The sequence below is a fragment of the Colwellia sp. MB02u-9 genome, from assembly GCF_014077085.1.
Taxonomy (GTDB): domain Bacteria; phylum Pseudomonadota; class Gammaproteobacteria; order Enterobacterales; family Alteromonadaceae; genus Cognaticolwellia.
In genome coordinates this window covers 14,243-31,658 of the sequence record NZ_JACGVF010000090.1, presented here as the reverse complement: position 1 = coordinate 31,658, position 17,416 = coordinate 14,243, and the positions used below count along the sequence as shown (strand labels likewise).

The 17,416-nt window shown below is 40.5% G+C and carries 18 protein-coding genes; 12 read left to right on the top strand and 6 right to left on the bottom strand.

Annotated features, from left to right (window positions below):
• The first annotated feature begins 27 nt into the window (after positions 1-27).
• Positions 28-1,629, top strand: coding sequence for an alkyl hydroperoxide reductase subunit F (gene ahpF, locus H4J65_RS06705; RefSeq protein WP_182196945.1), 1,602 nt, complete (start codon positions 28-30; stop codon positions 1,627-1,629).
• Between the two features lie 237 nt (positions 1,630-1,866).
• Here the strand turns inward: ahpF and oxyR are convergent, their stop codons facing one another.
• A complete protein-coding gene (oxyR, locus tag H4J65_RS06700; protein WP_182135818.1) occupies positions 1,867-2,769 on the bottom strand; it encodes a DNA-binding transcriptional regulator OxyR in 903 nt (300 codons plus the stop codon).
• 278 nt (positions 2,770-3,047) lie between these two features.
• Positions 3,048-3,350 carry a hypothetical protein gene (locus tag H4J65_RS06695; protein WP_182135817.1) on the bottom strand — a complete coding sequence of 101 codons (303 nt, stop codon included), beginning with the start codon at positions 3,348-3,350 and terminating at the stop codon, positions 3,048-3,050.
• 283 nt (positions 3,351-3,633) lie between these two features.
• Between H4J65_RS06695 and lexA the strand changes: the two genes are divergently transcribed.
• The 5 genes from lexA (at position 3,634) to H4J65_RS06670 (ending at position 9,519) form a co-directional block, all read left to right on the top strand.
• Positions 3,634-4,248 (top strand): transcriptional repressor LexA, encoded by a 615-nt coding sequence (lexA, locus tag H4J65_RS06690; RefSeq protein WP_182135816.1) that lies wholly within the window; start codon positions 3,634-3,636, stop codon positions 4,246-4,248.
• 586 nt (positions 4,249-4,834) lie between these two features.
• Positions 4,835-6,391 (top strand): cytochrome c oxidase subunit II, encoded by a 1,557-nt coding sequence (gene coxB, locus H4J65_RS06685; protein ID WP_404851940.1) that lies wholly within the window; start codon positions 4,835-4,837, stop codon positions 6,389-6,391.
• Positions 6,392-6,403: 12 nt separating this feature from the next.
• On the top strand, positions 6,404-8,008 hold the full coding sequence (gene ctaD, locus H4J65_RS06680) for a cytochrome c oxidase subunit I (protein WP_182135815.1): 1,605 nt from the start codon (positions 6,404-6,406) through the stop codon (positions 8,006-8,008).
• A gap of 11 nt (positions 8,009-8,019) precedes the next feature.
• A complete protein-coding gene (locus H4J65_RS06675; protein WP_182135814.1) occupies positions 8,020-8,604 on the top strand; it encodes a cytochrome c oxidase assembly protein in 585 nt (194 codons plus the stop codon).
• Between the two features lie 30 nt (positions 8,605-8,634).
• Positions 8,635-9,519, top strand: coding sequence for a cytochrome c oxidase subunit 3 (locus tag H4J65_RS06670; protein ID WP_182135813.1), 885 nt, complete (start codon positions 8,635-8,637; stop codon positions 9,517-9,519).
• 70 nt (positions 9,520-9,589) lie between these two features.
• Here the strand turns inward: H4J65_RS06670 and H4J65_RS06665 are convergent, their stop codons facing one another.
• Positions 9,590-9,799 carry a DUF2909 domain-containing protein gene (locus H4J65_RS06665; protein WP_182184364.1) on the bottom strand — a complete coding sequence of 70 codons (210 nt, stop codon included), beginning with the start codon at positions 9,797-9,799 and terminating at the stop codon, positions 9,590-9,592.
• 51 nt (positions 9,800-9,850) lie between these two features.
• Here H4J65_RS06665 and H4J65_RS06660 point away from each other — a divergent pair, with 51 nt between their 5' ends.
• From H4J65_RS06660 to H4J65_RS06640, 5 genes are read left to right on the top strand one after another with little or no spacing between them, the layout of a single operon-like run.
• A complete protein-coding gene (locus tag H4J65_RS06660) occupies positions 9,851-10,597 on the top strand; it encodes an SURF1 family protein (protein ID WP_182196943.1) in 747 nt (248 codons plus the stop codon).
• 52 nt (positions 10,598-10,649) lie between these two features.
• Positions 10,650-11,210 (top strand): hypothetical protein, encoded by a 561-nt coding sequence (locus H4J65_RS06655; RefSeq protein ID WP_182184362.1) that lies wholly within the window; start codon positions 10,650-10,652, stop codon positions 11,208-11,210.
• Positions 11,211-12,218, top strand: coding sequence for a heme A synthase (locus H4J65_RS06650; protein WP_182196941.1), 1,008 nt, complete (start codon positions 11,211-11,213; stop codon positions 12,216-12,218).
• A gap of 9 nt (positions 12,219-12,227) precedes the next feature.
• Positions 12,228-13,145 carry a heme o synthase gene (gene cyoE, locus H4J65_RS06645; protein ID WP_182135808.1) on the top strand — a complete coding sequence of 306 codons (918 nt, stop codon included), beginning with the start codon at positions 12,228-12,230 and terminating at the stop codon, positions 13,143-13,145.
• The gene (locus tag H4J65_RS06640; RefSeq protein WP_182196939.1) at positions 13,145-13,834 is read left to right on the top strand and encodes an SCO family protein; all 690 of its coding nucleotides are present in this window, start codon (positions 13,145-13,147) and stop codon (positions 13,832-13,834) included. Before cyoE ends, H4J65_RS06640 begins: the two co-directional genes overlap by 1 nt.
• Before the next feature lie 238 nt (positions 13,835-14,072).
• On the opposite strand, the gene H4J65_RS06635 is transcribed toward H4J65_RS06640, so the two are convergent.
• Entirely contained in the window at positions 14,073-15,122 is a 1,050-nt protein-coding gene (locus tag H4J65_RS06635) for a polysaccharide deacetylase family protein (protein WP_182196937.1), read from the bottom strand.
• Between the two features lie 101 nt (positions 15,123-15,223).
• On the opposite strand from H4J65_RS06635, the gene H4J65_RS06630 reads away from it, so the two are divergent.
• On the top strand, positions 15,224-16,555 hold the full coding sequence (locus tag H4J65_RS06630; protein WP_259367549.1) for an MATE family efflux transporter: 1,332 nt from the start codon (positions 15,224-15,226) through the stop codon (positions 16,553-16,555).
• 6 nt (positions 16,556-16,561) lie between these two features.
• Here H4J65_RS06630 and H4J65_RS06625 read toward each other — a convergent pair whose 3' ends face one another.
• The gene (locus H4J65_RS06625; RefSeq protein ID WP_182196935.1) at positions 16,562-16,798 is read right to left on the bottom strand and encodes a hypothetical protein; all 237 of its coding nucleotides are present in this window, start codon (positions 16,796-16,798) and stop codon (positions 16,562-16,564) included.
• Between the two features lie 27 nt (positions 16,799-16,825).
• Entirely contained in the window at positions 16,826-17,404 is a 579-nt protein-coding gene (gene nfuA / locus H4J65_RS06620) for a Fe-S biogenesis protein NfuA (protein ID WP_182135896.1), read from the bottom strand.
• Between the last annotated feature and the right edge of the window lie 12 nt (positions 17,405-17,416).

Sequence of the window (17,416 nt, the reverse complement as noted above, 5' to 3'; positions counted from 1 at the left end):
TCATCAGTTTTCTCAAAGGAATAACCCATGTTAGATACGAACTTAAAGCAACAACTAACGACCTATTTACAGAATTTAACATCGGCTGTTGAATTATCAGTATTTTTAGGTGACGACGTTAAATCAAAAGAATTAAATACCTTGGTGACAGAAATTGCTGAAATGTCAGCATTAGTCTCGGTTGTTGCAGCAGATGCAAGCAATGAACGAGTGCCATCAATGTTAGTAAAATCAGTTAAAACTGGCGGCGAAATGCGCTTTGCTGGCGTGCCGATGGGGCATGAATTTACTTCGCTGGTATTAGCCTTGTTACACAGCGGTGGACACCCAATAAAGCTTGATAAAGCGGTGATTGAGCAAGTTGCCTCTCTAGAAGGTGAGCATAGCTTTGAAACCTATATTTCCTTAAGTTGTCAAAATTGCCCAGACGTAGTGCAAGCACTGAACATGATGGCGGCAATTAATCCGCAAATTAAGCATGTGATGGTTGATGGGGCATTATTCCAAGAAGAAGTTTACAAACGAGATATTTTATCAGTACCGGCAGTTTACTTAAATGGTAAAGCGTTTGGCCAAGGCAGAATGACGGTAACTGAAATTTTAAACAAAGTTGATACCAATGCTGGCGCGAGACAAGCTAAGGCGATAAACAACAAAGCAGCTTTTGACTTATTAGTTATAGGTGGTGGCCCAGCAGGTGCATCATCAGCGATATATAGTGCCCGTAAAGGGATACGCACAGGTATAGTGGCAGACAATTTTGGTGGCCAATTACAAGAAACCATGTCCATTGAAAATTTTATTTCAGTGAATGCAACTGATGGGCCTAAACTAGTGGCTAACCTAGAAGCCCATGTTAATGAATACGATGTTGATATTATGAATAATCAACAGGTGAAAAAAATTATAGAAAGTGATGTTGAAGGTGGTTTAATCACCGTTGAATTAGAAAACGGCGCTATCTTACAAACACGCTCAACCATTATTGCTACAGGCGCAAGATGGAGAGAAATGAACGTTACTGGTGAGCAAGAATACCGTGGTAAAGGTGTTGCTTATTGTCCGCACTGTGACGGACCATTATTTAAAGGCAAATCAGTTGCGGTGATTGGTGGTGGTAACTCAGGTATCGAGGCAGCCATTGATCTCGCAGGCTTAGTTAAGCATGTTACTGTTCTTGAATTTGATAGCGTACTGCGTGCTGATGCGGTATTACAAAATAAAGCGCGTTCGTTACCAAATATCGAGATTATTGTTAATGCTCAAACCACCGAAGTATTAGGTAATGGCAAGCATGTTACTGGACTAAACTACCTTAATCGTGCAACAGATAAGCAAGAGAGTGTCGAACTTGCGGGTATTTTTGTACAAATTGGTTTAGTGCCAAATTCAAAGTTTTTGCAAGGAACTGTTGATTTAACCGAGCGAGGCGAGGTGATCATTAACCACAAAGGCGAAACCAATATTGCGGGTGTTTATGCGGCGGGCGATGTAACAAACACGCCATTTAAGCAAATTATTATCGCTATGGGCAGTGGTGCAACAGCAGCATTAGGTGCATTCGATTATTTAATTAGAACACCGAACCCGCTTGAAAACACTGAAAGCATTAGCGAAGCTGCAGCCTAATAGCGCATTATTTCCTAGCTTAAATTAACACTGAAACGCCAGTGCAATAAGTACTCAAAAAATAAACGCTATCGTTGGCAACGGTAGCGTTTTTTCGTTAATAGCGCGCTTGCTGTTGCACTGATTTAACCTTCCCCCATGCAGGCGTGATATAGCTTGGACTTTAGTTCATCAAGTTAAATGAAGTTTAACCGTTTTTACTCGAAGCTCATAAGCGGGTTGTGAAGCATAGCTAATTTATTCATCAAATAAACCCGTCACTGCTTGGCGCACTTCATTAACCACAGCTCTAACACTTTCCATACGCGCGTAACCAGCACGACAAAGTAATGATATTTCACGCACCGGTTGCGGGCTTTCAAAAGGAATGTAATGAATATGCTTCTGTGGAGCATAATTAATTGTCGCCAACTGTGGTAGCAGGGTAATACCCATATTGCTGGCCACCATATATCGTAAGGTTTCAAGACTGGTGGCTCGAAAACTATGATCTTCCTCCGCACCAGCGCTAAAGCAATAGCCCATGGCTTGATCTCTCAAACAATGGCCATCTTCTAAAGTGAGAATTTTTTGATTATGTAAATCATCAAATGTTACTTTAGTTTTATTAGCCAGTGGATGTGAAGGAGACGTTGCCATCACCAAGGGCTCGGTGAATAAATCGTAACGTTCAAAACGCGCCATTTCTGGCAACCAAGGCAAAATTAAAATATCGAGTTTACCTGTTTCCAATTGTTGCAGTAAATCTTGCGTTCTATTTTCATGTAAATAGAAGTTTATTTTCGCGAGATTGCTGTTTAGTGCCGGCATAATATGCGGCAATATATATGGCGCTAACGTAGGTATTAAGCCTATATGTAAATCACCTGACAGTGGGTCAAGTAGCGCTTTTGCCGCTTCTTCAAAGTTATTCGCGGCGTTAAGTACTTGCCGAGCTTGTTGTACTAACTTTTCTCCTGCGGGTGTTAGCATAACATTGCGCGGTTGGCGTTCAATTAAGGTTAGCTTAAGGCGTTGTTCTAGTTTTTGAATTTGACCACTTAGCGTTGGTTGACTAACAAAGCAAGCCTCAGCGGCATGGCCAAAATGCTTATATTCGGCAATGGCGGTTAGATATTCTAAATCACGAATTTTTATCATAGTTTAAATCTATTGATATAAGGTAGTTAATAGCTAAATTTATGTTAGCTTAAGGTACTGAGTTTAGCTAGCATATTGAAAAGCAAAGCCTGCACTGAAGCGTTAATACCCAGACTAAACCATGTTTGCAAAGGCTAAAACTTGCTAACGACGTGGTTAATTGAGGCGCTTATTGCATCACTGCACATTTAAGCCGTTGTTTAAAATGACTTAGGGTACTTTGAAATCTTGAAATCTTGAAATCTTGAAGAGTTAAGAAGTTGAGGGAAATTGAAGCATTACAGCTTTGATCGCTCATAAGCTGGAATGTTAATAAAATTTTCATCACCTTTGGCAACCGCTTCTTTTAAGCTCGCTTTTCTATTTTGGCGAGACTCAATACTTTCACCAAATACCTGAAAGTGAGCTCGCGCAATAACATCGACAGCCTCTACATGAGATATAACGCCTAACGCTTTACCCGCATGGATAAAGCCTTCAACTCTGAATTTTTGCTTATCATCTTTTTTATGATTTTTTGCGAGGCTAAAAACTTTTAGCAACTGTGCTTGGCAACAATCTAAATATTCGTGTTTATTCATTATTTTCCATTCACCTTCTAAGGTTGATTTACCTATATACCTGCTGTTTAAGCAAGGTTAATAGTTATATTTATGGGTATTTTTAATGACCTTAATCGAGAAAGCCGCTTTACAACAATATGGCTTGAGCACTTAATTTTTTGCTAGCATCACTAATTGCAACTAAAACCCAAACTAGCAAAGGCGACTGATTATTTTCTTGCGTTTATTTACAGCCTGTATACAATAACAGTAATACTGTGTAAAAATACAGGCTTGCTCTTAAGTAGCTTAAGGAACAACTATGCGCCCTTTAACACCCAGACAACAGCAGATTTTTGATCTGATCCGAGAAAAAATTTCTGATACGGGTATGCCACCAACGCGTGCCGAAATTGCTACTTGTTTTGGTTTTAAGTCGGCCAATGCAGCAGAAGAACATTTAAAAGCGCTAGCGAAGAAAGGCTATATTGAAATGCTACCTGGCACATCGCGTGGTATTCGTCTTGCACAAGAGTTTATCGCTGAAGATGGTTTGCCACTTATTGGCCGTGTGGCAGCCGGTGAGCCTATTTTGGCACAAGAACATGTTGAGCAGCATTACAAAGTTGATGGCAATTTATTTCATCCTCCGGCTGATTATTTATTGCGTGTTAATGGCGAGAGCATGAAAGATATCGGCATTATGGATGGCGACTTGTTGGCCGTTCATCAAACAACCGACGTGCAAAATGGTCAAGTGATTGTTGCTCGTGTAGAAGACGATGTTACCGTTAAGCGTTTTAAACGTGAGGGCAATGTGGTTTATTTACATGCTGAAAATGAAGATTTTGCACCGATTAAGGTCGATTTAAAGTCTCAGCAATTTAATATCGAAGGCCTAGCCGTTGGTGTTATTCGCGCGGCTGATTGGATGTAGTTCACGTTTCATTTACTTCATAAATGCTAATACTTAGCTAAACTAGATTTTCCTACACTATTTTTTCCTAAATTATATTTCGCAGATTTAACTATCACTTGGTTTAATTCAAGGTGTTAAAATCTGCGTATTCCACATGCTTGATAACCATTTATCTACCTAATATGTAGCTAAATTTTTTTGGTTAGAGCTATCCTTCTGTTCGGCAATAAATACCGCTAATAGCTTGCTTTTTATACAGCAAATTTCTGTGTTGATTATTTATTATTCAGCATGAAAAACAGGCTTTGAACAAAACATGAACATTGCAGCCATCCTTTTAAAAATCTACTTATCGTCCGGTTTAGGGCTTTTACTCTATTGTATTTACTGGTTTTTATTTATCATGCTTTTGAAATTAAAAATTGACCCCTATCAAGTTTTAAGTAATTCTAGTCTGGAAAACGTACAAAAAAAACAATAGGGCGCAATTGACAACTGTTGATTAATGCGTCACTTAAATAATAATAAATGTATGCGCTAACTAGCCGGTTTTCATAATGAAAATACGTTATTTGGCCTAAATTAAAGGTGAAGGAGATGTCGTGTGAAAAGACGTAACCTAGGTTTGCTGTTGCTAGGGGGCTTGTTGTCTAGTTCAGTGTGGGCAGATATGTCGCTGAACCTAACCAAAGGTGTTACTGAGGTTAGTAGAGACGTATATGATTTACATATGCTGGTGCTGTATATCTGTACTGGTATTGGTATTGTGGTCTTTGGTGCAATGTTTTGGTCTATGGTGTTTCACCGTAAATCAAAAGGTTTCAAACCAGCAACCTTTCATGAAAGCACAAAAGTTGAAATTCTTTGGACGGCGATCCCTGTCGTTATTCTAATTGCTATGGCTTTTCCTGCCACTATTACGCTTATCGATATGGAAAATAACGATGATGCGGACTTAACCATTCAAGTAACGGGTTCTCAGTGGAAATGGCATTATAAATATTTTGATCAAGACCTTGAGTTTTATTCAGTGCTTTCTACCCCGCGTGAACAATACGAAAACCAAGATGGTACCTCAGCAGAAAAAGGTGAACATTACCTGTTAGAAGTTGATCGTCCTTTGGTTATTCCAACCAATAAAAAAGTGCGTTTTGTTATTACTTCTGATGATGTTATCCATGCTTGGTGGGTACCGGCATTTGCGGTAAAACAAGATGCTAACCCAGGCTTTATTAATGAAGCTTGGACCAAGGTAGATGAACCCGGTGTTTATCGTGGCCAATGTGCTGAGTTGTGTGGCAAAGACCACGGCTTTATGCCGATAGTGGTTGAAGTTAAGTCTGAAGCCGATTACGCCATTTGGCTTGATGAGCAAAAGCAAATGAAAGCCAATGCAGCAGCTGCTGAAGCGGCGTCGTTAAATGCTTCGGCTTCAATGGACGAATTAATGCAACTGGGCGAAACAACCTATACCGCTTACTGCGCAGCGTGTCACCAAGTCAGTGGACAAGGTTTACCACCCGCATTTCCAGCTCTTAAAGGCAGTGCTATTGCCACAACGGGTCCTGCTAGCGCGCATATAGATATTGTCGTTAATGGTAAAGCAGGTACCGGTATGCAAGCTTATGGTAAGCAATTAAGCTTAAAAGAAATCGCGGCGGTTGTAACTTATGAGCGTAATGCTTGGGGTAACAATACCGGTGAAGCTGTTCAAGCGGCTGACGTGCAAGCGGTTAGTGGTGCAAGTACCTCAGATACGGTTGAGCAAGCGGTTGAAGACGTTAAAGAACAAGTTGCTGAAACCGTTGCCAAAGTCATACCAGAAGAAGATTTATCAAAGGTTTATAGCCAAGACGAATTAATGACCCTGGGTGAAGATGTCTACATGACAGCTTGTGCTGCTTGTCATCAAGCTACTGGTGAAGGCATGGCGCCTGTTTTTCCTGCACTTAAAGGTAGTGTGATTGCTACAGGTGATGTAGCAGTGCATTTGGATATGGTGCTTAACGGCAGCAAGAAAAATCCAGCGATGGCGGCTTTTGCCGGCCAATTAACTAAAACGCAAATTGCGGCGGTTGTCACTTATGAGCGTAACGCTTGGGGTAATAACACCGGTGATTTAGTCCAGCCAGCAGCCGTTGCTGCTGCTAGCGCGAAGTAGGGAGGCGTTATAATGACTACAGATGTAATTGATGATCAATCCGAGCATGATTCACATGACGGTGAGCACCATGATCATAAAATGACCGGCATAAAACGCTGGCTATATACCACAAACCATAAAGACATTGGTTCGATGTATTTATGGTTCTCTTTTATCATGTTTTTAACTGGCGGTGCTATGGCGTTGGTTATCCGAGCTGAATTATTTCAGCCTGGACTACAGATAATTGAGCCTGATTTCTTTAACCAAATGACCACAGTACACGGTCTTATTATGGTATTTGGTGCGATAATGCCAGCCTTTACCGGTTTGGCTAACTGGATGCTACCTATGATGGTTGGTGCGCCAGATATGGCACTACCTAGGCTGAATAACTGGAGCTTTTGGATATTACCCTTTGCTTTCGCTATTTTATTGTCGTCTTTCTTTATGGAAAGTGGTGCACCAAACTTTGGTTGGACCTTCTACGCGCCTTTATCAACCACCTATAGTAACGGTAGTACAGCGTTCTTCGTTTTTGCGGTACATATTATGGGGATTTCCTCAATTATGGGCGCAATTAACATCGTTGTAACCATCATGAATATGCGTGCGCCTGGTATGACTTACATGAAAATGCCATTATTTGTTTGGACATTTTTCATTACGGCTTACTTGTTAATCGCGGTGATGCCGGTGCTCGCGGGTACCGTTACTATGGTGTTAACCGATACCTATTTTGGCACCAGTTTCTTTGATGCCGCCGGTGGTGGTGACCCAGTAATGTTCCAACATATTTTCTGGTTCTTTGGTCATCCTGAAGTTTACATCATGATTCTACCTGCATTTGGTATTGTCTCTACAACAATTCCAGCCTTCTCACGTAAGCCTCTATTTGGCTACAGTTCAATGGTTTACGCGACCGCATCAATTGCATTTTTGTCGTTTATCGTTTGGGCGCATCATATGTTTACCACGGGTATGCCGTTATTTGGCGAATTATTCTTTATGTATTGTACGATGTTAATTGCCGTACCTACAGGGGTGAAAGTCTTTAACTGGGCAGCGACTATGTGGCGTGGGTCTCTTAGTTTCGAAACCCCTATGTTGTTCTCTATTGCCTTTGTGATTTTGTTCACTATTGGTGGTTTTTCTGGCTTGATGTTAGCAATGACCCCAGCTGATTTTCAATATCACGATACTTACTTTGTTGTGGCTCATTTCCACTATGTATTGGTTACTGGGGCGTTGTTTTCAATTTTTGCTGGCGCTTATTACTGGTTACCAAAATGGACGGGTTACATGTATAACGATACGTTAAGTAAGTGGCATTTTTGGTGTTCACTTATTTCAGTAAACTTATTGTTTTTCCCAATGCACTTTTTAGGTTTGGCCGGTATGCCGCGTCGTATTCCTGATTATGCTTTGCAGTTTGCTGACTTTAATAAGTGGGTCAGTATTGGTGGCTTTGCCTTTGGTATTTCGCAGTTAATCTTCTTGGTATTGGTTATCAAGTGTATTAGAGGCGGAGAAAAAGCGCCGATGAAACCTTGGGATGGAGCTGAAGGTTTGGAATGGACAGTGCCTAGCCCTGCGCCATACCACACGTTCACAACGCCACCAAAAATTGATTAAGTGGAGCTAAAATGACTAACGGTGAATCGCAAAACAAGTTATCAAAGCAAGCACAAGCGACAACGCATGATGCTTCGGTGAAAAAAACAGTAAAAAAACTGATGTTGATTGTTTTTGGTATGTTTGGTTTTGGTTTTGCGCTGGTGCCGTTATACGACGTTTTTTGTGATATCACCGGGTTAAACGGAAAAACATCTAATGTTGCGGCAAGTTACAACGTCAAGAGCATAGATACCGAACGTACCATTACTGTACAATTTTTGACTCGGACAGCCAAAGGTATCCCTTGGAAGTTTGAGCCCATGGTTAATGAAGTAGAAGTACACCCAGGTGAGCGCAAAACCGTTATATTTTACGCTAAAAATGAGTCTACAAGCGATATTGTCGGACAAGCTGTGCCGTCAGTATCACCAGGGCGGGCGGCGGTTTATTTTCAAAAGATAGAATGCTTTTGTTTTAATAGCCAACCGTTAAAAGCCAGTGAGGATGTTGAAATGGGATTGCAATTTTATGTCGATTTAGACATACCCGATGACGTATCCACCATCACCCTATCTTACACCTTGTACGACATTACAAGCTCGGTTGATTCTTAAGTGCTTGGCACTTAAATGAGGGGAACAACAATGACAATAAAAGAATACGAAAGTTATTACGTACCAGCGCAAAGCAAGTGGCCAATAGTGGGCGCTATTGCCTTGTTTTTGATTGCCGTAGGTGCGGCAAATTATGTAGCAAATTTGAATAACCCTGAAAATGCAGGCGGCGGCTGGGTATTGCTGGCGGGTATTGCCTTGATTATTTATATGATGTTTGGTTGGTTTAACAATGTTATTACCGAGTCAATGTCAGGAAAATATAGCCACCAAATGGACAATTCATTCCGCCAAGGTATGAGTTGGTTTATTTTTTCAGAAGTGATGTTTTTTGCTGCTTTTTTTGGCGCCTTACTTTACGCCCGTACCTTTTCAGTGCCCTGGCTTGATGGCGCCGGAAATAATGCCGCAACGGCAATAATTTTATGGCCTGAATTTACCGCGACTTGGCCATTAATTAAAACGCCAGACGGTACTGAAACTACAGCTATGGGTTGGTATGGCTTGCCATTAATTAACACTATTTTGTTGTTAACTTCATCAATTACTGCCCATTTTGCTCATGTTTCGTTAGAGCAGAATAAACGTGGTTTATTGAAATTTTGGTTAGGGCTGACCGTTGTGCTAGGTGTGGTGTTTTTGTTTTGCCAAGGCTTAGAATACGCCCATGGTTATGCCGACGAAATGAAATTGTATTTAGACAGTGGCATTTATGGCAATACCTTTTATTTGCTGACAGGCTTTCACGGTATGCATGTGACCTTAGGGACTATTATGCTGTTTGTGATGCTTATTCGAGTATTTAAGGGGCATTTTACGCCGAAAAACCATTTTGCCTTTCAAGCCGCGAGTTGGTATTGGCATTTTGTTGATGTAGTGTGGGTAATACTGTTCGTGTTCGTTTATATTATTTAACGCTATTGTGTTTGAATAAGCAGTTTAAGGTACGATATTTATCTTGATAAATATCGTACCTTTTGACTTTTTAGTACGGACTAGGGTTAGGTGTGATCACTCCGGTGAGAATACCCAGTAGTAGTAATAACACTAGTACAACAGAGGTCATCACCCGTCGACCTATAAATTTAGACATGGATGCTTTATTCGGGTCATTTTTATTCATAATGAATAACGCTCGAAATAGGTTATAAACCATAAAGGCTAATAAGCCGACAACAATAAATTTAATTAACACAGTATTCTCTCTTTTATCATCTGTTTTTAGTTAGTCAACATGCGGTAGTCTATGAAGTCGGTATCACTTAAGCACAAATTCAAGCAACTTAATTGGCCGATGGTTATATTTACCATGCTAGTATTTTCGTTATTAATCAAGCTCGGATTTTGGCAGATTGACCGTGCGCTTGAAAAAGAACAACGTCAACAGCACATTAGTGAATTAAGCCAACGCCAAGCCTTATCACTAGCGCAAGTATTAACACTGAGCGGTTTACAAGATGGTATTAACGATTTGCCTATTCAGTTAAAGGGGGATTTTGTTGGCGATAAAGTATTTTTACTCGACAACCAACCCAATAAAAGCCGTTTGGGTTATCGTGTTTATCAAATCATTGAAAGTAATGGTGATGCTATATTAGTTAATCTAGGTTGGGTGCAAGGCTCAATTGACCGAAATATATTACCTGAAATCAGCCCGATCACTGGCCAACACACCATCACAGGCCATGTGCGAGAAGTGGAAGTGGGTATTCAATTACAAGCACAAAACTTAACTAATCCGTCCTGGCCATTACGAGTACAGCAAATCGAACTAGATAAGTTTTCAGAATTAATTGGTAAGAAACTATTGCCCTTTGTCGTTTATTTAGATAAAAAAGAGACTATAGGTTATATAAAAAATTGGCAGCCCATCGTAATGCCACCAGAAAAACACCGAGCCTATGCGTTTCAATGGTTTAGTTTAGCGTTAGCTTGGATCAGTTTGATGGTTTGGGCGGCGATAAAAATGGCTAAAAAAGATCGGTCTGAATAAGCAGGTTAGACAAATACCGAAACCAAATAATAAGAATAAAAGGCTAAGTTGTATGAGTTCTTCAAAGTTAAATAAATCGCGCCGCAGTATGCTAATTCTCTTGGCGGTTTTCATTATTCCCATTGCACTAGCTAAATTGGCGTTGAATCAGCAATGGTTTAATTACGGAGTGACCAATCAAGGGCAACTGATTGAAAATGAGTTAACCTTAGCGCAACTTGGCTTAAGTATTGACGACTTTGATCACCAATGGTTGATGTTATATACCTTACCAACCCGTTGTGATGAGCAATGTGAAAATACCTTGGTCAGTGTTAACAACACTTATATTGCCCTAGGTAAAGAAATGCCACGTGTGAAACTCGTCGGCTTAACGCAACAAGATTTACGTGCAGAGCAAGCAGAAAAAATTCAACTTAATCGTTGGCATATTCAAACTATGCCCGCTTTGGCAAAGGTGGCGATAACACAATCACAAGTCTTGATTGTTGACCCCCTAGGTAACGTCATTCTTAGCCATATACCACCAAAAAATGCCGAGCAGTTGCCACAATTTGGCAAAGCCATATTGGCAGACTTTAAGAAACTGCTGAAGTATTCAAGGATTGGCTAAATGAGAACACAAAGCTCTTCCGACCTTAGAAAACTTGTTTTTGTTAGTATATTATTAGCGATTGTGGTTGTCAGTTTAGGCGCTTACGCACGGCTAACCCATGCAGGTCTTGGTTGTCCAGATTGGCCAGGTTGTTATGGTTTAGTTGAAGTGCCTAAAACCAGTGCCCAAATTATGGCTGCTGAGCAAGCGTTTCCTGAACGTCCTGTTGAACCAGAAAAAGCATGGAATGAAATGATCCATCGCTATTTCGCTGGTGCATTAGGGCTATTGATCCTTATTATTGCCTTAATGTCGCTAAAGCGTCGTGCGCAACGAGGTCCGTTAGGACTGCCAATTTTACTGCTAATAGTGGTGATTTTTCAAGCGGCACTTGGTATGTGGACTGTCACTATGAAGTTAATGCCTGTGGTGGTAATGGGGCATTTACTGGGCGGCTTTACTACGCTGTGTTTATTGCTATTACTGTATTTGCGTTTGAGTGATTTTCGAGTACCGGGTGGTGACATTGGCCTGAAAAAATATTTTAAATTTGCTGTGATTGGTATTTTTATTTTAGTGGCACAAATTGGTTTGGGCGGTTGGACATCATCTAATTACGCCGCGCTTACTTGTGCTGAACTCCCTATATGCCAAGCGGGTTGGGTGGAGCAGATGAACTTTGAACATGCTTTTGATCTTATTCCGCCGGAGAAAGAAAGTTATGAATTTGGCCACCTAGATCATGCCTCACGCTTGACCATTCATGTTATGCATCGCTTAGGTGCTATAGTAACAACACTGTACTTATTTTGGTTGGCTATTCGCATTTATCGTAAGGCGCAAGCACCATTTTTTAAGAACGCCGCATTGAGTTTAGGTTTTATACTCAGCGTGCAAGTTGGCTTGGGTATTAGCAATGTTTGGTTCTCACTACCGCTAAATGTTGCGGTGAGTCACAACGTAGTAGCCGCCATGTTAATGATGTCATTAATTACCATGACATACAGTTTAAAACGTAAAACTTAGGAGCATATTATGAGTCAAAGCAACACAATAGAAGCGAACCATAGCGCACCTAGTACACCCATTTGGCGTGATTATTATGAAATTACCAAGCCTAGGGTCGTCGCGTTATTAGTATTAACTGCGCTAGTGGGCATGTGTTTATCTGTGCCGGGTGTTATTCCATGGCAGGTGTTAGTGCCGTCGATGATAGGTATTGGTTTTTTGTCATCTGCCGCGGCCGCGATTAATCATATTGTTGATCAGCGCATCGACAGTGAAATGGGGCGTACTCATAATCGCCCATTGCCGAATGGCAGACTTTCCGCGCGTAATGCGTCGACATTTGCTATGACTCTAGCGGTAACTGGCTTCGCTATTTTATATAGCCTGGTTAACCCGCTCACCGCTTGGTTAACTTTTTCAGGCTTAGTCGGTTATAGCTTTGTTTATACTATGTACTTAAAGCGTGCTACCCCGCAAAATATTACTATTGGCGGTTTAGCCGGTGCTATTCCCCCTTTATTGGGTTGGACAGCAATGACCAATGAAGTGCATCCTAATGCTTTATTATTAGTGTTATTAATCTTTACTTGGACGCCACCACATTTTTGGGCGTTGGCTATTCATCGTAAAGACGAGTATGCAAAAGTAAATATTCCTATGTTACCCGTCACACATGGCGTTAATTTTACCAAAACTCAAATTTTGTTATATACCGTCTTGCTCTTTATAGTGGGCTTGTTACCTTATTTAGTGGGGATGAGTAATTGGTTATATTTAATTGGCGCTGTGGTATTGAACTTAGTGTTTTTTGCTTACGCATGGAAACTGAAATTTAATGCCGATGAAAATACGGCAATGGACACTTTCAAGTTTTCTATTGTGCATTTAATGGCGTTATTTATTATTCTTTTACTCGATCATTATCTATTACCGGTAACAGGTTAATGAATAAAATTGTTATTCTGATTGTAGCCTTGGGGGCATTAGCCGCAGGTGTGATGTTATTTGGTCAGATAAATAAAAAAGCCCCGGTTGAATTTGCCTTGCATTATCAACAAGCAAGAGATGTTAAAGCTTTTGAATTAACGGATCATTTGGGTGAAGCCTTTAACAACGATTCGCTAAAAGGTCATTGGAGTTGGGTGTTTTTTGGTTATACATCGTGCCCAGATGTTTGCCCGACTACCTTGCAAGAAATGAACTTTATTTATGATGATTTAAAAGCGATCAGCAATAAAAGCCAAGTATTATTAGTTTCTGTTGACCCAAAACGTGATACACAAGCAAAGCTCGCCAGCTACATAGGTTATTTCAACCCGGAATTTAAGGCCTTATATGGCCATCATGGTGTGTTGTTTCCATTTGCACGTAATTTAGGCTTAATGTATGCGATAACTGAATCAGAGCCAGCGTCAGAGCAAAAGTCAGAGCAAAAAGTTAATAGCGATGCTCAAGAAAATCATGGCGCAACTGCGACCCGTTATTTAGTCGATCACAGTGCGTCATTGGTTTTAATTAACCCTGCAGGTAAAGTAGAAGCGATTTTTAAACCTAAACAAGCACTGGGTGAAGTTCCTGTGATTGAAGGCGATAAACTGGTCAGTGACTTTGCAAAAATTGTCGCTTTGTATTGAGTCTAGAATTACCGCAAATTTTAAGCTTTAAGCTGTCAGTCAAAAGCGGTTAGCTTAAAGGTCACTTATTAATGGGCTAAATCAATATTGATTCAGCCCATTATATTGATTTAGCAATTTAGTGAACAGGTTAAGGCTTACTTGCAGGCATAAATTCTACCGGCAGAAAGTATTATTCGTTAACACTATTGGCCTTAATACCCATAGTGTTAACAGGTGATATTTACCGTGAATAAGGCTACAGCGGATACCACTCACCGTTTTCTTTGAGAATAAACCAAGGTTTTGAAAACCAATAGTAGCGTCCAGGTTCGCTAATGCTGGGGGCGGTACAATTGCAACGCACACGACCTGTTGGCAGTGCTGCGCTGTAATTAATAGTAAACATTTCATCACCTTGCCATTGAATTTCTTGACGGCCTAAACCAGAAATATAGCAATGTAATTGTTCAGGATTAAAGTCGTCCACATCAACCTTAAAACTTACTGAAGTTGACTCACCTTGTTGAAATATAGTTTGTTGATTTTCTGCCTCAACACGAATGCTAAAAGGTAAAGCATTGAGTTTATCGCGCAAGCTTGGTAATTGATCGTAAGGCTGTGAGACCGGAAAACGTGGAATAATTGTCGTGTTAGTATCCAAGCCAACAGCGCCTGATTGTTGCGAGAAAGCGACAAAGTTATTGTCTTGTATCCACTGCTGAATTTCAGGACTATATTCACCGTAGGGATAAGCGAAATAGCGCCAACTCTGTCCGGTTTTTTCTGCAATGATTTTTTCTGCATTGAGCAAGGATTGGGTGTTTTTCGCTAACCATTGTTGCATCGTCATACCATCAGGTATTCGCACTAATGAATCGTGCTCCATGCCATGATTTGCAATAATTACCCCGTCGTCTGCCATCACTTTGAGTTGCTGCCACGAGAGATAATGCTCAGAATTTTGTTCGACAATGCCGGGATTAATAAAGATGGTAAAGGGATAATCGTGTTGATCTAATATCGGTTTACCCTGGGTTAAAATATCTAAATAAGCATCATCAAAGGTAATAACCACAGACTTATTGGGTAATGCTGTTTGGGTTTTAATTGAATTCATTAAGCTTGATAAGGCAATCACCTCAAAATTGTTGTCTGCTAGGTATTGCATATGCAGCGCAAATTGGCTTGGAGAGATACTGGTGCTGGCTGGAGTGGTATCGCTGACATGGTGATATTGTAGTATGACAGTGGCGAAGCTGGTGATGTGGAGGCAATAGCATAATGCTGCCAACAAACGATATTTCATGTTAATCTTCCCGAGGTATTGATAGAGCGTTAGGCGCTTAGGTAAAGTAGCTTTTTTTCAACTATTTAAACAGTTTATTTGCCATAAAGGTTGGCTTTTTTTTGAAATTCACAAATATAGAACGCCATAAGCAGTTATTTATTCTTGCTTTACCCATGATTTTGTCAAACATTACTGCGCCTTTGCTAGGTTTAGTTGATACCGCTGTTATTGGCCACCTAGAATATTCTTATTATTTAGGCGGTAGTACGGTTGGCGCCATGATCATTACCGCCATCACTTGGTTGTGTGGCTTTTTACGTATGTCGACTACCGGCTTATCAGCGCAGGCGTTTGGCCAAAAAAATAATGCATTAAGCTGTTTGATATTGCTACGTGGGATTATTGTTGCGTTTGCCATTGGTTTGGTCGTTATTATATTTCAGAATTTCTACCTTGATCTTGCACTATCATTAGCCGGTGGCTCTGAGCAAGTGCAGTTTTATGCGCAAGAATATAGCGCCATTCGCATTTGGGGTTTGCCAGCCGCACTGGCTAATTTAGTTATTTTGGGTTGGTTGCTGGGTAATCACCAAGCCAAAGTAGTGATGTGGTTAATTATTGCCACTAACTTGATTAACTTAGGCCTAGATTTACTCTTTGTGATTGGTTTTGCTTGGCAAGTTAAAGGTGTGGCTATGGCAACGCTGATTGCAGAATATAGTGGCTTATTTATCGGCTTAGCCTTTGTATACAATAACTTTAAACAAAAGTTTATGGGCTTATTTGCTAGCGCACAGCAAATGTTTGCTGCGGCTTTAGAGCGAACCGCTTTGTTAAGCTATTTTAAACTGAATCGAGATATATTAATTCGCACTTTATGTTTAGAAATATGCTTTATTTTTATGACCTTTCAAGGTGCGCGATTAGGCGACGATGTGATTGCTGCTAATGCTATCTTGATGAATTTTTTGTTATTAATATCGTTTGGTTTAGACGGTGTGGCCAATGCGGCGGAAGTCATGGTAGGTAAAGCGAAAGGAGAGAATAATCAAAAAAGCATGTTTGTCAGTGTCAATATTGCGCTTTTTTGGACTGGCATATTTGCGCTCGCTTATAGTTTATTGTTTTATCTGGCGGGCAATTATTTTATTGTCAGTATCTCGGATATATCGGCTGTGGTTGATTATGCCCAGCAACATTTATTTTGGATTGTCGCTTTACCCTTACTGGCCTGTTGGTGTTATTTATATGACGGTGTGTATGTTGGTTTGATGCAGGCGCATATTATGAGAAATAGCATGATAATCGCCACTTTTGGCTGTTTTTTTCCGGTATGGTGGCTATTAAAGGATTATGGTAATCATGGTCTGTGGGCGGCATTTTCAATATTTATGTTAGCACGCGGTATTACATTAGCTTGGCATTATCATCGAAATAAGCATACTTTCTAGCACTTTTTAACGCTTAGTACGATTAAATATATGATACAAACGATTAGCAAATAATCTGATATAAGCGTAAATAGCCAGCAGACAACCGCCAGCTAAAATAACCACGCCGAGCATTTGCCAAAGATAGTGCTGATAGTAACCGAGAAATATAAAACAAACGCCGATAATAAAAAGACCAAGTCCACTGAGAAAACGCTGCATACTGCGTTGTGGATCTTGGCCTATTCTTTCTAATAATGACATTAAAACCTTACTGACAACAGCAGGTTATTAGTAGTATGAGTGTTCGCCACGTTCATGCTCTGTCATATCTTTTACGCCTTTGATTTCACCCGCCATCATTTCGATCAATTGCTTCTCAATGCCGTCTTTAACGGTAACATCGATTTGGGCACAACCATTACAGCCACCGCCAAATTGTAATACAGCATAACCGTCTTCAGTGATTTCCATTAGCGTACAATCGCCGCCATGACTCGCTAGCTGAGGGTTAACCTCAGCTTTTAAGAAGTAATCAACACGCTCAAATAATGGCGCGTCATCGGCAACTTTACGTAACTTAGCATTTGGCGCTTTTAAGGTTAATTGCGAGCCCATTTGGTCAGAGGTGAAATCTATTTCTGCTTCTTCTAAATAAGTCTTACTGTCGGCGTCTATGTAAGCTGAAAAGTTTTCAAACTTTAATTCAATGTCGTCAGCTTCTATAGCGTCAGCCGGACAGTAGGATACACCACATTCAGCGCTTGCTGTACCCGGGTTTACAACAAACACACGGATACTCGTACCTTCAGCTTGCCCAGAAAGTAGTTTTACAAAGTGTTCTTGTGCAGTTTCTGAAATGTTAACCATCATACTATTTAC

Excerpts from the sequence above, each read along its gene's own strand:
- ahpF (WP_182196945.1), top strand. The coding sequence starts at position 28 with ATGTTAGATACGAACTTAAAGCAACAACTAACGACCTATTTACAGAAT.
- oxyR (WP_182135818.1), bottom strand. The coding sequence starts at position 2,769 with ATGATAAAAATTCGTGATTTAGAATATCTAACCGCCATTGCCGAATAT.
- H4J65_RS06695 (WP_182135817.1), bottom strand. The coding sequence starts at position 3,350 with ATGAATAAACACGAATATTTAGATTGTTGCCAAGCACAGTTGCTAAAA.
- lexA (WP_182135816.1), top strand. The coding sequence starts at position 3,634 with ATGCGCCCTTTAACACCCAGACAACAGCAGATTTTTGATCTGATCCGA.
- ctaD (WP_182135815.1), top strand. The coding sequence starts at position 6,404 with ATGACTACAGATGTAATTGATGATCAATCCGAGCATGATTCACATGAC.
- H4J65_RS06675 (WP_182135814.1), top strand. The coding sequence starts at position 8,020 with ATGACTAACGGTGAATCGCAAAACAAGTTATCAAAGCAAGCACAAGCG.
- H4J65_RS06670 (WP_182135813.1), top strand. The coding sequence starts at position 8,635 with ATGACAATAAAAGAATACGAAAGTTATTACGTACCAGCGCAAAGCAAG.
- H4J65_RS06660 (WP_182196943.1), top strand. The coding sequence starts at position 9,851 with ATGAAGTCGGTATCACTTAAGCACAAATTCAAGCAACTTAATTGGCCG.
- H4J65_RS06655 (WP_182184362.1), top strand. The coding sequence starts at position 10,650 with ATGAGTTCTTCAAAGTTAAATAAATCGCGCCGCAGTATGCTAATTCTC.
- H4J65_RS06650 (WP_182196941.1), top strand. The coding sequence starts at position 11,211 with ATGAGAACACAAAGCTCTTCCGACCTTAGAAAACTTGTTTTTGTTAGT.
- cyoE (WP_182135808.1), top strand. The coding sequence starts at position 12,228 with ATGAGTCAAAGCAACACAATAGAAGCGAACCATAGCGCACCTAGTACA.
- H4J65_RS06640 (WP_182196939.1), top strand. The coding sequence starts at position 13,145 with ATGAATAAAATTGTTATTCTGATTGTAGCCTTGGGGGCATTAGCCGCA.
- H4J65_RS06635 (WP_182196937.1), bottom strand. The coding sequence starts at position 15,122 with ATGAAATATCGTTTGTTGGCAGCATTATGCTATTGCCTCCACATCACC.
- H4J65_RS06625 (WP_182196935.1), bottom strand. The coding sequence starts at position 16,798 with ATGTCATTATTAGAAAGAATAGGCCAAGATCCACAACGCAGTATGCAG.
- nfuA (WP_182135896.1), bottom strand. The coding sequence starts at position 17,404 with ATGGTTAACATTTCAGAAACTGCACAAGAACACTTTGTAAAACTACTT.